Here is a 15,376-nt window from a genome sequence, read left to right as displayed (position 1 = left end):
AATTATATCGTTACTAAAATAAGTAACAACTAACAAAAATAGTTATTTTTTTGAAATCGATTTAGTAATTGTTAAATTATTTATTATTCGATGAATAAATTTATAACATGAACTTTTCAAAATGTTATTTTTACTACTTTTGAGCTCAAATTTTAACCAAAATGAACTTTGATAGAAAAAGCTTAACAAACGAGCAATTATTAGATTTATATAAAAAGTTATTGAAACCAAGAATGATAGAAGAAAAAATGCTGATTTTACTTCGTCAAGGTAAGGTTTCTAAATGGTTTTCAGGTATTGGTCAGGAAGCTATTTCAGTTGGTATTACTTCAGCTTTAGATAAAGATGAATATATTTTACCGATGCACCGTAATTTAGGAGTTTTTACTACACGTGAAATTCCATTACATCGTTTATTTTCGCAATGGCAAGGTAAAAAAGAAGGTTTTACTAAAGGTCGTGATAGAAGTTTTCACTTCGGTACGCAAGAATTTAAGATAATTGGAATGATTTCGCATTTGGGTCCACAAATGGGAATTGCAGACGGAATTGCATTGGCCAATAAATTAAAGAAAAATAATAAGGTTACAGCTGTTTTTACTGGTGAAGGAGCAACTTCGGAAGGAGATTTCCATGAAGCATTAAATATTGCAGCAGTTTGGGAATTACCTGTTTTCTTTGTAATTGAAAACAATGGTTACGGATTATCAACTCCAACAAACGAACAATATCGTTGTGAAAATTTAGCTGATAAAGGTGTTGGCTACGGAATGGAAAGTCATATTATTGATGGAAATAACATTTTAGAAGTATTCACTAAAATGGAAGAATTAAAAGCTTCAATGATTGAAAATCCACGTCCGATTTTATTAGAATTCAAAACCTTCAGAATGCGTGGTCATGAAGAGGCGAGTGGAACAAAATATGTTCCACAGGAATTAATGGACGAATGGGCAAAGAAAGATCCAATTGAAAATTATAAAGATTTCTTGTTACGAACTTCGGTATTAACGGAAGATCAAGACGCTCAAATTAGAGAAGAATTTAAGAATGAAATCAATGAAAATTGGGCTATTACACTAGCACAATCGGATATTGTTGCTGATTTAACTGAAGAGTTAAATGATATGTATGAAGAATTTCAATATCAAGAAGTTACTCCTTCTAATGAAATTGAAAATATACGTGTGATTGATGCCATTTCACAAGGTTTAAAACAATCTATGGAGCGCCATGAAAACTTAGTTATCATGGGACAAGATATTGCAGAATATGGTGGAGCTTTCAAAATAACGGAAGGTTTTGTTGATGCGTTTGGTAAAGAACGCGTTCGCAATACGCCAATTTGTGAAAGCGCAGTTGTATCCGCAGCAAATGGATTGTCAATTAATGGACACAAAGCGGTTATGGAAATGCAATTTGCAGATTTCGTTTCTACAGGATTCAATCCAATTGTGAATTTATTAGCCAAACAAAAATACCGTTGGGGAGAAAAGTCTGATGTTGTAGTTCGTATGCCTTGCGGTGGAGGAACACAAGCGGGGCCTTTCCATTCTCAAACTAATGAAGCTTGGTTTACCAAAACACCAGGTTTAAAAGTAGTTTATCCAGCATTTCCTTATGATGCTAAAGGTTTATTGAATACAGCAATTAATGATCCAAATCCGGTTTTATTCTTCGAACATAAACAATTGTATAGAAGTATTTATCAAGATGTTCCTAAAGATTATTACACTTTACCATTAGGGAAGGCATCTTTAATTAAAGAAGGAAATCAAGTAACGGTTATTTCATTTGGAGCTGGAGTTCATTGGGCTCTAGATACATTAAATAAAAATCCAGAGATTTCTGCTGATTTGATTGACTTAAGAACTTTACAACCAATGGATTGGGAAACTATTTTCAATTCGGTTAAGAAAACGAATAAAGTAATTATATTAACTGAGGATACATTATTTGGAAGTGTTGCAAGTGATATTTCCTCTATGATTATGGAAAATTGTTTTGAATATTTAGACGCTCCAGTTAAGCGTGTAGGAAGTATTGAAACAGCTATTCCATTTGTAAAAGCATTGGAAGATCAATATTTACCGAAACAACGTTTTGAAAAAGAGTTGAAAGATTTACTAGCATATTAAAACAAAAAAGGCATTCGTAAGAATGCCTTTTTTGTTATTCATAACTAAATTTTGTTTGAAGAGTTTTATCGGAACTTCCACCTATAAAAAGATTAAATGCTCCAGGTTCTACAATCCAATCTAAATTATTGTTATAGAATCCTATAGTTTCTTTATTGATTTTAAAAGTAACTACTTTAGTTTCATTAGGATTTAATTCTACCATTTTAAAATCTCGAAGTTCTTTTATTGGTCGTATAATAGAGCAAACTAATTTTGAATTACCATTATTAACTTCATATAATCCTTCATTATATACTTGAAAATAAACGGTTTCATTTGCTAAAAAGGCTTTTGTAATACTTTTTTTTGGTGTAACAATTCTGAAATTATCTTTTTCAGTATTGTAAATAAAAATTTGATTTAAAGATTGAAAGATGATCCAATTCTCATAGTTTAAAATGTTCCAAAATTGTTCGTCATCAAGTATTTTACTTTTGATTTTTTGACTCAATGAATAATATTTTAGACTATTATCTGCTTTTCGTTTCCAATAACCAAACTCCATATAACAACCTGTATATATTTTGTCATCGACTGCTTTAACTGAACGAATAATGGTTTCATTAGGAGAAGTATAAGTTGTCCATTCGGAACCATTATATTCTAATAAGCCATTGTTGTTCGCAAAAAACATGAAGTTTTTATTATCCTGAGTAATCATCCAATTTTGATTACCAGCATTATATTGCGACGGACTAAACTTTACAATAGGTGGGAGCTCGCTTGAAATAGAAACGATTGTATGTAAAACGAAATATAAACAGATGTAGGTAATTCTTTTCAAAGTATTTTTTAAGTAAATATACAAAAAAGGTAAAATTATATTAAAGTTGACTTTTTATGAAATTATCTGATTGAAACTAACAATTAGGTAATGTATTGGTTGATAAAAATGTCAGAAAAAGAATATGAATTTAATTGTTTGTACAAAATTTGAATATTATAATCATGTATGTGTGTTGATTTTGCAGATATTTGACAATTTAGATTAAAAATTAATTTTATGTAAAAATTGATGTTTTTTTTTATGAATAGTGTTTTTTAGATAAAATTTTTAATGATTTTGATAATTGTATTTGCAAAATTAGTATATTTATGCAAAAATTATATATATGGACGAAATTTCATGCCCTAAATGCCAAAACATCAACATAGTAAAAAGTGGTGTAATCAAAGATAGACAGCGTTATTTATGTAAATCTTGCAATTATTATTTTACCGTAAATAAACTAGGTAAAAAGATAGATGATTACTATGTAATTAAGGCTTTACAGCTTTATTTAGAAGGATTAAGTTATAGAGAAATTGAAAGAATTATCGGAGTTTCTCATGTTTCTGTAAGTAACTGGGTAAAAGAGTTTAAAATTAAACGACCACCACATCCAAGTTATCATCCAACATATAAAATTTTCAAACACAATGAATTGGTAGAATACTTAAAAAATAAAGATCAATTATCTGGAGCAGGTATGATTATTACTGAGCTCGGAGACAAGTTTATGCTGATAAAATGGGAGCGTTTTAAAGATTAACTATATTTAGTTTACAGATATATATATCATTTTTTTTTCTTCATCATAAATATAGAATTTGGCTATGACTAAATAACGAAATAGTCAAAAATTTAACCAAACTATATATTATGAGAAAACTTTTATTATTAACTGGACTATTTGCTTCTGCTATAGCATTAGGACAAGGTTCACCAGATTATGCGGGTGGGCTTAAAGTAAACATTAATGAAGATGGTTCAAAGTATTTTAGAATCATTTCTTGGGCTCAAGTTTGGGCACAATATAACGGAGATAAACCCTTAGATGCGAATGGTAATGAGCAATCTGAAATAGATTTTAGTGTTCGTAGAGCAAGGGTTTTACTATACTCTCAAATTAGTCCTAAATTTTTAATCGTTACCCATTTTGGATTAAACAGTTTAAATGCAGACGGTCTAAGTCCAACAGGTACTGGTGAAAAGTCGCAACTTTTTATGCATGATGCTTACGTACAATATAACTTAGGCAAAACAAATAAGCATTCAATTGGTGGAGGTTTACATTATTGGAACGGGATTTCACGTCTAAATAATAGCAGTACTTTAAATATTTTAACCTTAGATAATTTCCGTCAAGGTTGGGCAACTTTAGGTTTAGCAGATCAATTTGCGCGTCCGGTGGGTGTTTTTGCAAAAGGTTCTTTTGGAAAATTTCAATATAGAGTTTCAATCAATGATGCTTTAACAAATAATTTATCTGCAAGTGCTGTGCCAGCAGCAGACGGACCTGCTACTTACACAGGAAGAAGATTATTAGGAAGTAAAAAAGCAGGAAAAACTTTTGCAGGTTATTTCGAATATAACTTTTTAGATCAAGAAAGTATGTTTTTACCCTACAAAGTGGGAACTTATTTAGGAGATAAAAAAGTATTTAATATTGGTGCTGGATTTTTTGCTCATCCAAATGGTTCTGTTGTTGCAGATGCTACTGGAAATTTAAGTGGAGAAAATGTTTCAATATTCGCTGTTGATGCATTTTATGATGCTCCTCTAGGAAGTGGTAGTGCTATTACTGCTTATGCTATGTACCAAAATTCTAACTATGGTAAAGATTTTGTTTTAGGAACAACTTACGAAACAGGTTCAATTCTATATGGTCATGTAGGATATGTGATTCCTTCTGCTAAACCAACTAAATTTCAGCCATATGTTTCATTCGCAAACAGACAAATTGATGCTATAGATGATAACGCTACTCAATTTGGTATTGGTGGAAATGTTTTCTTAAAAGGACATCATTCTAAATTATCATTAGAATATCAAAATTTAAAATATGGAGAAGCTGATGCAGTAGGAACTGTAACTCTTCAAGCAATGATTTATCTATAACAAACTAACTAATTATATAAATTATGAGTAACAATCAAGAAAAAGCTACGGCTTATTGGAAGGAAAATCTAAGATACCTTCTGATTTTATTGAGTATTTGGTTCGCAGTGTCTTATGGCGCAGGAATCCTTTTCAAAGATGCCTTAAATGCCATTAAACTAGGTGGATTTCCATTAGGATTTTGGTTTGCTCAACAAGGTTCAATTTATGTATTTGTTATCCTGATTTTTGTTTACGTTCGATTGATGAACAAATTGGATAAAAAATATGGTTACGACGAATAATAATCAATCAAAAACTTAAATTTTAAAAATCATGGATGTACAAATTTGGACATATTTAATCGTAGGAATTACATTCGCTCTATACATTGGTATCGCAATTTGGTCTAGAGCTGGTTCTACAAAAGAATTTTATGTTGCTGGTGGTGGAGTTTCTCCATTAGCAAACGGTATGGCAACCGCTGCCGATTGGATGAGTGCTGCTTCGTTTATCTCAATGGCTGGTATTATTTCTTTTGCTGGTTATGATGGAGCTGTTTATTTAATGGGATGGACTGGTGGTTATGTGTTATTAGCCTTATTATTAGCACCTTATTTAAGAAAATTTGGAAAATTTACGGTGCCAGATTTTATTGGAGAAAGATATTACTCTAAAACGGCTCGTTCAGTTGTGGTTATTTGTGCATTAGTTGTATCTTTTACTTATGTAGCAGGTCAAATGCGTGGAGTAGGAGTTGTATTTTCTAGATTCTTAGAAGTAGATATTAACACAGGTGTTATCATTGGTATGGTTATCGTTTTATTCTATGCGGTTTTAGGTGGAATGAAAGGTATTACATATACTCAAGTAGCACAATATTGTGTATTAATTTTTGCTTTCATGGTTCCTGCAATTTTCATTTCAATTCAAATGACAGGAAATCCAATTCCTCAATTAGGTATGGGAGGAACAGTTTCTGGAGGAGATGTTTATTTACTTGATAAATTAAACGGTTTACAAACTGAATTAGGATTTGCTGAATATACTGATGGTTCTAAAAAGATAATTGATGTTTTCGCTATTACTTTAGCTTTAATGGTTGGTACTGCAGGTTTACCGCACGTAATTGTTCGTTTCTTTACAGTTAAAAAAGTAAAAGATGCTCGTAAATCAGCAGGTTGGGCTTTATTATTAATTGCAATTTTATATACTACTGCTCCAGCGGTTGCTGTTTTTGCAAAAGCAAATTTAATTGATACTGTTAATGATAAAAACTATGCAGATATGCCAGCTTGGTTTACAAACTGGGAAAAAACTGGATTGTTAACTTATGAAGATAAAAACGGTGATGGAAAAATCCAATATTACAACGATAAATCTAAAGATGAAGCTTTCTTAGCAAATGCAGAAGCTCAAGGTTTAAAAGGAAGTGAGTTAAAAATTGATAATGATATTATGGTATTAGCAAATCCAGAGATTGCTAAATTGCCAAACTGGGTTATTGCTTTAGTTGCTGCTGGTGCTTTAGCTGCTGCTTTATCTACTGCTGCTGGTTTATTATTAGTAATTTCTGCTTCAGTTTCTCATGATTTAATTAAGAAAATGATCAATCCTAATATTTCTGAAAAAGGAGAATTATGGACTGCACGTGGAGCTGCTGCTGTAGCGGTTGTAATTGCTGGTTACTTTGGAATTAACCCTCCTGGATTTGTGGCTGCGGTTGTTGCATTAGCTTTTGGTTTAGCTGCTGCATCTTTCTTCCCAGCAATTATTTTAGGTATTTTCTCAAAACGAATGAATAAAGAAGGTGCTGTTTCTGGAATGGTTGTAGGATTGTTATTAATGTTATTCTACATGTTAAAATTCAAATTTGGTATGTTTGATGGAGGTAAAGATGCTGTTGACGGCTTAAAAGAAAGCTGGTGGTTTGGTATTTCTCCAGAAGGATTTGGTAGTGTGGCTATGGTAGTAAACTTTATAGTGGCATTTACAGTAAGTAAATTTACTCCAGCTCCTCCAGCTGAAGTTCAAGATATTGTGGAGCACATCAGAATTCCATCTGGAGCTGGTGAAGCAGTTGCACATTAATTTGTTTAATTGGTTTAGTTTAATTAATCCCTACATTTTTTGTAGGGATTTTTCTAATTTTAAATAAAATAAGTACTTTTAAAAAGTAATATTAATAAAATGAAAAAGCGTCATCAACAAAAACTTGTAGTATTGTCAGTTTTTTTACTATTGGCTTTTAATCTTCCTATTTTGTTGTTGTTTGATAATCAATCAAGCTTGTTTGGTTTGCCTATTATTTATGTTTATTTATTTGGTATTTGGGCAATTTCTATAATTCTTTCATTTATTATTGTAAAGCGTTATTATGAGTAGTATTGGTGTAATTGTAATTTTATTAGTTTATTTAGCAATTCTCTTTTTCATTGCACATTGGGCAGAAAAAAAGGATAATATTAGATGGACAAACAATTCTTATGTTTATTCATTATCATTAGCAGTTTATTGTACCGCTTGGACCTATTATGGAAGTATTGGTGTTGCTGCAAAATCAGGATTAAATTATCTTCCTATTTATGTTGGGCCAATTATCATAATTCCCGCTTGGATTATTATTCTAAGAAAAATCATTAGAATTTCTAGATTAAATAATATTTCAAGTATTGCCGATTTTATTTCATTACGTTATGGAAATAGTAGATTTTTAGGGGCTGTTGTAACTTTAGTTTCACTAGCAGCTATTTTACCATATATTGCTTTACAGTTAAAAGCTATTTCTGAAACATTTCATATTGTTACCAAAACACATCAAAATTCTTTAATTATCTATGACACTACAACTTATGTAGCTGTAGCATTGGCTTTATTTGCTTCTTACTACGGAACAAAATATGTTGATGCTTCCGAAAAAAGAAAAGGTGTAATTACCGCAGTAGCTTTAGAAAGTATATTGAAATTATTGTTCTTTGTTGTTATAGGAATTTATGTAACTTATTTTGTATTTGATGGTTTTGAAGATATTTACAATCAAGCATCAAAATTTGAATATTTCGAACAAAGAAATAGTATAGGAAGTACTGAAAACGCAATGAATTGGTTCTTTTTATGCATGACTTCGTTGTTTGCAATTTTCTTATTACCAAGACAATTTCATACATCAATTATCGAAAATAATAGAGAAAGACATTTAAAAACGGCTCTGTGGTTGTTTCCGTTATATTTATTAGTTTTTAATTTATTCGTATTTCCAATTGCTTGGGGAGGAAATGTTTTATTTGAAAATCAAGACGTAAATCCAGATACTTATTCGCTTTTAATTCCACAATATTTCAATAATGAATTAATTACAATAATTGTTTTCTTAGGTGGATTTTCAGCAGCAATTTCAATGATTGTGATTTCTAGTATTAGTTTATCTACTATGTTGAGTAACAATGTTTTAATTCCGTATACTTTTTTAGGAAAATTAAAAGAAGTAGATCAATCGGTAAATAGTAAACGAATTGTAAACATTAGAAAAGTTGGAATCTTTGTATTAATTATTTTAGCTTATTTCATTTACAGGTTTTTTGCACTTGATTATAATCTAGTATCTATTGGATTGGTTTCATTTGTAATCATTTCACAATTAGCACCTTCGTTTTTTGGAGCTTTATTTTGGAGAAGAGGATCTAAACTTGGAGCTACTGGCGGAATTATAATCGGATTTTTAGTTTGTGTTTACACTTTATTAATTCCTTACGCTTTAGGTTTAACAAATAACATGAACGAATTTATATCTAAAGGATTATTTGGAATTGAGTTATTAAAACCTTTTCAATTATTTGGATTAGATTATTTACAACCTATACCACAAGCGTTCTTTTGGAGTTTATTATTTAATACACTGACTTATATTTCTTTGTCGGTAAGTTTTAAAGGAAATTATAGAGAAAGAAATTATGCCGAAATGTATATTGATGTTGATAAATACAGTAATAATCATGAAAATGCTTATGTATGGAGAGGAACTGCATATAGAAGTGATATTGAAAAAGTATTGGTAAAATTTTTAGGCGAGGAGCGTACAAAAAGAGCCATGGCAATTTTTAATACAAAATATAATGTAGATGTAAGCGAAGAAATGGCCGATGCACGTTTGGTAAAATTTGCTGAAAATTTGTTAACAGGACATATTGGAACTGCTTCTGCTAAAATTTTGATTTCTAGTGTTGTAAAAGAAGAGAAAATTACATTACCTGAAGTTTTAAAAATCCTTGAAGAATCTAATGAAAATATTGTTTTAAATAAAAAATTAACCGATACTTCAAATGAGCTTAAAAAAATAACATCTGAACTTCAAATAGCAAATGTTAGTTTAGTAAAAAAAGACAAACAAAAAGACGATTTCTTAGATACTGTAACACACGAATTAAGAACTCCAATTACAGCAATTAGAGCTGCTAGCGAAATTTTATATGATGATGATGAAATTCCTGAAGAATTAAAAAAACAGTTTTTACAAAATATAATTTCTGAGTCGGATAGATTAAATAGATTGATTGATAAAATCCTAGATTTAGAAAAACTTGAAACTGGAAAACAAAAAATTAATCCTGAAATACACAATTTAGTAGCTGTAATAGAAGATACAATTGAACCTTTGGAACAGCTCATAAAAAAGAAAAATATTACAGTTCATTTCAATTCTAATAAAATAGTGAATGCTTATTTTGATTCAGATAGAATTGTACAAGTTGTAACAAATTTAATTTCAAATGCTATTAAGTTTTGTCCAGAAAACGAAGGAATTATTGCTATCAACTTAACGGATAAAGAAGATTTTATTCATGTGAGTATTTTAGATAATGGAAAAGGTATTAATCCAAATGATTTTGATAACATTTTCGATAAGTTTTATCAATCTGATAATCAAAATATTAAAAAACCAATAGGAAGTGGTCTAGGATTAGCAATTTGTAAACAAATTATAGATATACACAAAGGGAAAATTTGGGCCGAAAACAACATTAATTCAGGAGCTTGTTTTACCTTTACTTTACCAAAAAACAAATTATAAAAGCCAATAAAAAAGTCAAATGAAAAAGATTTTAATTGTAGATGATGAACCAAATATAATAATGTCGCTTGAATATACTTTTAGAAAAAATAATTTCGAAGTATTCATAGCTAGAGATGGTCAAGAAGCATTAGATATTTTAGAAACGGAAGTGCCTGATATTATTATATTGGACGTAATGATGCCTTATGTTGATGGATATGCAACAATTGAAACAATTAAAAAAGATCCAAAATTAGAAAATTGTAAGGTTATTTTCCTTTCAGCAAAAAACAAAGAATCAGACATTCAAAAAGGTCTCGATTTAGGTGCAAGTGCTTATTTAACAAAGCCCTTTTCGATTAAGAAGTTAGTAGAAAAAGTTAACGAATTACTATAAAAAAATGAATTATAAAGTTTTTTACCAAGAAAGTATTTCTAATCCAGCTAAGTTTTGGGAAACCGAAGCTAATAAATTAGATTGGTTTTCAAAACCTTCAACTATTCTATCAAAAGACGATAACGATTATCCTGTTTGGTTTAAAGATGGAGAATTAAATTTATGCTATTTAGCTTTAGATAAACATATTCAAGATGGATATGGAGATGAAATCGCCATTATATATGATTCTCCAGTTACGCAAACGATTAAGAAGTACACTTTTAACCAAGTTAAAGAAGAAGTTGCCAAATTAGCAGGTGGTTTATTATCACTAGGACTAAAAAAAGGAGATACTTCTGTAATTTACATGCCAATGATTCCTGAAGCTACGTTTGCCATGTTAGCTTGTGCAAGAATTGGAGTGACACATTCAGTAGTTTTTGGTGGATTTGCGCCTCACGAATTAGCAATAAGAATCGACGATTGTAAACCAAGAGTTATTTTAACGGCATCATCAGGAATTGAAATAGACCGATTAATTGCTTATAAACCATTGGTTGATGAAGCTTTAGAACTAGCTGAACATAAACCTAAGAAAGTTGTTGTTTTAAACAGAAAGTTAGGAGCTAGAGTTCCTTTTAAAAAATATGATGTGGATTATCATGCTTTGGTTTATGGTTCGGAAGAAGCTGCTTGTGTTCCATTAAAATCAACTCATCCTAGTTATATTTTATATACTTCTGGAACTACTGGAAAACCAAAAGGTATTGTACGCGATACTGGCGGATATGCTACTGCGTTAAAATTCTCAATGGAATATATTTACAATGCAAAACCGGGTGAAGTCTTTTGGGCAGCTTCAGATGTAGGTTGGGTTGTTGGTCACAGTTATATTGCTTACGGACCGCTAATTAATAGAAATACAACTTTAGTATTTGAAGGTAAACCTATAAGAACTCCAGATGCTTCAACTTTTTGGAGAGTTATAGCAGAACATAAAGTGGCTACTATGTTTACTGCGCCAACAGCCATTAGAGCTATTAAAAAAGAAGATCCAAATGGTGATTTTATTAAACAATATGATTTAAGCTGCTTAAGAACTCAATTCTTAGCAGGAGAACGTTGTGATGTGGCAACTTTAGACTGGTATACAAAGCATATTCCTGTTCCTGCAATTGACCATTGGTGGCAAACGGAATCGGGTTGGCCAATGATTGCAAACATGATAGGAGTAGAGCAACTACCCGTAAAACCAGGTTCTGCTGGAAAAAGTGTTTGTGGTTATGATATTCAAATATTTAGTGAGAATGGAGAAGAATTACCAGCAGGAGAAGAAGGTTATGTAGTGATAAAATTACCTTTACCTCCAGGAACTTTAATGGATCTTTGGAAAGATAATGAACGTTTTAAAGCAGGATATTTGAATAAGTTTCCAGGATATTATTTTTCAGGAGATGGAGGATATAAAGATGAGGATGGTTACATTTATATTACTGGTCGAGTGGATGATGTTATAAATGTTGCTGGACATCGTTTATCTACTGCTGAAATGGAGGAAATAGTTTCTTCACATCATTCTGTTGCAGAATGTGCAGTGGTTGGAATTAACGATGAATTAAAAGGACAAATTCCATTAGCTTTAGTTGTTGTTAAGTCTGGAGACTCTATAGTAAGTTTTCAATTAGAATATGAAATTGTTCATTTAGTAAGAGAACAAATTGGTGCTGTTGCAAGTTTAAAAAATGTTGTTTTGGTACAAAGATTACCAAAAACACGTTCGGGTAAAATTTTAAGAAAGCTTTTACGTCAAATTATTGATGGAGTAGAGTATCAAATTCCTTCTACAATAGACGATGTGGCGATTATTGATGAAATTGTAGAAGTCGTTAAGGAACATAAAATAGGTTCGTTTAAATAACTATATTAATTTAGCGATAAAATCTCAAAATTTTATTTTAAAAATCCTAGAATACGTATATTTACATTTACAAACTAACAGAAAAATTATGAGTTATTATAAAATAAAAGATTTAGAAAATTATTTTAAAATGTATAAAAAGTCGGTAAGAGAACCTAGAAAATTCTGGGATCGAATTGCTGATGAAAATTTTACTTGGTATCAAAAATGGGATAAGGTTTTTGAATTTGATTTTGAACAAGCAGAATTTAAGTGGTTTTTAAATGCAAAAGTTAATATTACTAAAAATTGTATCGACAGACATTTAAATAAAAGAGGTGATAAAACAGCTATCATTTTTGAACCCAATAATCCAGATGAGCCTGCACAACATATAACTTATAATCAGTTATATAAAGAGGTTTCTAAAATGGCTAATGTTTTACAGGAACAAGGTATTAAAAAAGGTGATAGAGTTTGTATTTATTTGCCAATGGTGCCAGAACTAGCTTATGCTGTTTTAGCTTGTGCTAGAATTGGTGCAGTTCACTCAGTTGTTTTTGCAGGTTTCTCTGCTTCGGCTGTTGCAGCAAGAGTTAATGACTGTGAAGCTAAAATGGTAATCACATCAGATGGAAGTTATAGAGGTAATAAAACAATCGATTTAAAAGGAATTGTTGATGAAGCTTTAGAAAAATGTCCTTGTGTTGAAAAAGTTTTAGTAGCTAAAAGAACAAATGAAGCTGTAGCAATGAAAGAAGGTCGTGATTTGTGGTTACAACCTCTTTTAGATAAAGCACTTGATAATCATGTAGCTGTTGTTATGGATGCTGAAGATCCATTATTTATCTTATATACTTCAGGATCAACAGGTAAGCCAAAAGGTATGTTGCATACAACTGCTGGTTATATGGTTTATACCGCTTACACATTTAAAAATGTTTTCAATTATGAAGAAGAAGATGTGTATTGGTGTACTGCTGATATTGGTTGGATTACAGGACATTCTTATATTTTATACGGACCGCTTTTAAACGGTGCAACAACTGTTATTTTTGAAGGTGTTCCTTCTTATCCAGATTTTAGTCGTTTTTGGGAAGTAATTGAAAAACATAAAGTGAACCAATTCTATACTGCTCCAACAGCAATTAGAGCTTTAGCAAAAGAAAGTTTAGATTATGTTCAAAAATTCCCATTAAGTTCATTAAAAGTTATTGGGTCTGTAGGGGAACCAATCAACGAAGAAGCTTGGCATTGGTACAACGACCATGTAGGTGGAAAACGTTGTCCGTTAGTTGATACTTGGTGGCAAACTGAAACAGGTGGAATTATGATTTCTCCAATTCCTTTTGTAACACCAACAAAACCAACTTATGCTTCTTTACCATTACCGGGAATTCAACCAGTTTTAATGGATGAATTACGTAATGAAATTGAAGGAAATCAAGTGACTGGTAGTTTATGTATTAAATTCCCTTGGCCATCAATGGCTAGAACAATTTGGGGAGATCATCAACGTTATAAAGAAACTTATTTCTCAGCTTTCCCAGGAAAATATTTCACTGGTGATGGTGCCTTACGTGACGAAGTTGGTTATTACAGAATTACAGGTAGAGTAGATGACGTTATTATTGTTTCTGGACATAATTTAGGAACTGCTCCAATTGAAGATGCAATTAATGAACACCAAGCAGTTGCAGAAAGTGCAATTGTAGGTTTCCCTCACGATGTTAAAGGAAATGCATTATATGGTTATGTAATCTTGAAAGAAACTGGAGAATCTCGTAACCAAGACAATTTAAGAAAAGAGATTAATCAATTAATTTCTGATCAAATAGGACCTATTGCTAAATTAGATAAAATTCAATTTGTAAATGGATTACCTAAAACTCGTTCTGGAAAAATTATGCGTAGAATTTTAAGAAAAATTGCGGAAGGCGACTTTAGTAATTTTGGAGATATTTCTACCTTATTAAATCCAGAAATAGTTGATGAAATTAAAGATGGAAAATTATAAAAAAAAATGCTTTCAATTTGAAAGCATTTTTTTTTGATTTCTAAGTTGTTTAAAATACAAATTTGAAAAATATAAAAACGGCAGAGTTGAAATAATGATCTTATAACGAATTGATAATAAACCTATTAATAAGAAAAATAAAACCAATAACGTTAAAAAAATTACAGTTATTTTTTCAAGTTTAATATTAATATTAGCAAATAAACTAGTTAGAATTATAAGAATTGAAATAAAACTTAAGAAAATAATTGGGTGAAAAAAATTTCCTACTGATAACTTTTCAATAAAAATGGTATAGATGATTTCAAATATAAAAGCAGCTTTATTGTTTCCCCATTCTAGAAAACAAAATAAGAAAGAAATTAATAATAAAATTTTGATTTTCATTTAAATAGATAGCTTTTTCTTTAGTTTTAAAAAGATTAAAGCTGTAATAAATGCATCTCCAGTTGCAGTGTGTCTATCTGATTTTCTAACTTTAAATTCATCACACAATTCGTCTAAAGAAGAGTGTTGTTCACTTGGATAATGTTTGTATTTTTGAAACATAATATCAGTATCCATGTATTGATTTTTTAATTTTCTTAAATCTAATCGCTTTAAAGCTTGATTAATCATTTCAATATCAAAATTGATATGGTGTCCAACCAAAGTGGCATTTTTTATAAATTCTAAAAATTGAATCACAGCTTCCGCTTCAACTACTTTTTCTTCGCCTTCTTTTAAAATTCCATGAATTGAAACCGTTTCTGGCTTAAAAATATCTTGTTTAACAAAAAGTGAAAATGTAGAACTTACTAAAATCTTGTTATTTTCAATGGCAACAGCACCAATAGAAAGTATGCGATCCGATTTAATATCTAATCCAGTAGTTTCACAATCGAATACAACATATCTATTTGAACCTTCAGATTTCTCAAAAGAAGCTAAATAATTTTCCCAAAATTTAGGCTGTTCTTTTGCTATTTTTTTAAACCAATTCCAACTCATATA

12 protein-coding genes are annotated in these 15,376 nt (G+C 30.5%); 10 read left to right on the top strand and 2 right to left on the bottom strand.

Annotated elements, in window-relative coordinates; genetic code table 11:
* Positions 1-161 precede the first annotated feature (161 nt).
* The gene (locus GCU34_RS04150; RefSeq protein ID WP_072783825.1) at positions 162-2,138 is read left to right on the top strand and encodes an alpha-ketoacid dehydrogenase subunit alpha/beta; all 1,977 of its coding nucleotides are present in this window, start codon (positions 162-164) and stop codon (positions 2,136-2,138) included.
* A gap of 34 nt (positions 2,139-2,172) precedes the next feature.
* Here GCU34_RS04150 and GCU34_RS04145 read toward each other — a convergent pair whose 3' ends face one another.
* Complete coding sequence (locus GCU34_RS04145; RefSeq protein ID WP_072783826.1) at positions 2,173-2,964, bottom strand: fibronectin type III-like domain-contianing protein; 792 nt, start codon at positions 2,962-2,964, stop codon at positions 2,173-2,175.
* 328 nt (positions 2,965-3,292) lie between these two features.
* Between GCU34_RS04145 and GCU34_RS04140 the strand changes: the two genes are divergently transcribed.
* The 9 genes from GCU34_RS04140 (at position 3,293) to acs (ending at position 14,383) form a co-directional block, all read left to right on the top strand.
* On the top strand, positions 3,293-3,712 hold the full coding sequence (locus tag GCU34_RS04140) for an IS1/IS1595 family N-terminal zinc-binding domain-containing protein (RefSeq protein ID WP_072783828.1): 420 nt from the start codon (positions 3,293-3,295) through the stop codon (positions 3,710-3,712).
* Between the two features lie 110 nt (positions 3,713-3,822).
* A complete protein-coding gene (locus GCU34_RS04135) occupies positions 3,823-5,061 on the top strand; it encodes a hypothetical protein (protein WP_072783830.1) in 1,239 nt (412 codons plus the stop codon).
* A gap of 23 nt (positions 5,062-5,084) precedes the next feature.
* A complete protein-coding gene (locus GCU34_RS04130; protein ID WP_072783832.1) occupies positions 5,085-5,345 on the top strand; it encodes a DUF4212 domain-containing protein in 261 nt (86 codons plus the stop codon).
* A 31-nt stretch (positions 5,346-5,376) separates the two neighbouring features.
* Positions 5,377-7,131, top strand: a complete 1,755-nt coding sequence (locus GCU34_RS04125) for a sodium:solute symporter family protein (protein WP_072783833.1) — start codon at positions 5,377-5,379, stop codon at positions 7,129-7,131.
* A 99-nt stretch (positions 7,132-7,230) separates the two neighbouring features.
* A complete protein-coding gene (locus GCU34_RS04120; RefSeq protein ID WP_072783840.1) occupies positions 7,231-7,425 on the top strand; it encodes a hypothetical protein in 195 nt (64 codons plus the stop codon).
* A complete protein-coding gene (locus GCU34_RS04115) occupies positions 7,418-10,108 on the top strand; it encodes a sensor histidine kinase (protein ID WP_072783842.1) in 2,691 nt (896 codons plus the stop codon). The genes GCU34_RS04120 and GCU34_RS04115 overlap by 8 nt, the downstream gene beginning before the upstream one ends.
* A 19-nt stretch (positions 10,109-10,127) precedes the next feature.
* Complete coding sequence (locus GCU34_RS04110; RefSeq protein ID WP_072783844.1) at positions 10,128-10,487, top strand: response regulator transcription factor; 360 nt, start codon at positions 10,128-10,130, stop codon at positions 10,485-10,487.
* A 4-nt stretch (positions 10,488-10,491) separates the two neighbouring features.
* A complete protein-coding gene (locus GCU34_RS04105; protein ID WP_072783846.1) occupies positions 10,492-12,387 on the top strand; it encodes an acetate--CoA ligase in 1,896 nt (631 codons plus the stop codon).
* Between the two features lie 88 nt (positions 12,388-12,475).
* Complete coding sequence (acs, locus tag GCU34_RS04100; protein WP_072783848.1) at positions 12,476-14,383, top strand: acetate--CoA ligase; 1,908 nt, start codon at positions 12,476-12,478, stop codon at positions 14,381-14,383.
* 387 nt (positions 14,384-14,770) lie between these two features.
* Here acs and GCU34_RS04095 read toward each other — a convergent pair whose 3' ends face one another.
* Positions 14,771-15,373: a 3'-5' exonuclease gene (locus GCU34_RS04095; protein ID WP_072783851.1), complete on the bottom strand. Its 603-nt coding sequence runs from the start codon at positions 15,371-15,373 to the stop codon at positions 14,771-14,773.
* Positions 15,374-15,376 lie beyond the last annotated feature (3 nt).

This window comes from Flavobacterium haoranii, from assembly GCF_009363055.1.
Lineage (GTDB): Bacteria > Bacteroidota > Bacteroidia > Flavobacteriales > Flavobacteriaceae > Flavobacterium > Flavobacterium haoranii.
The sequence above is the reverse complement of the archived record's forward strand: the minus strand, read 5'-3'. Positions and strand labels throughout refer to the sequence as shown.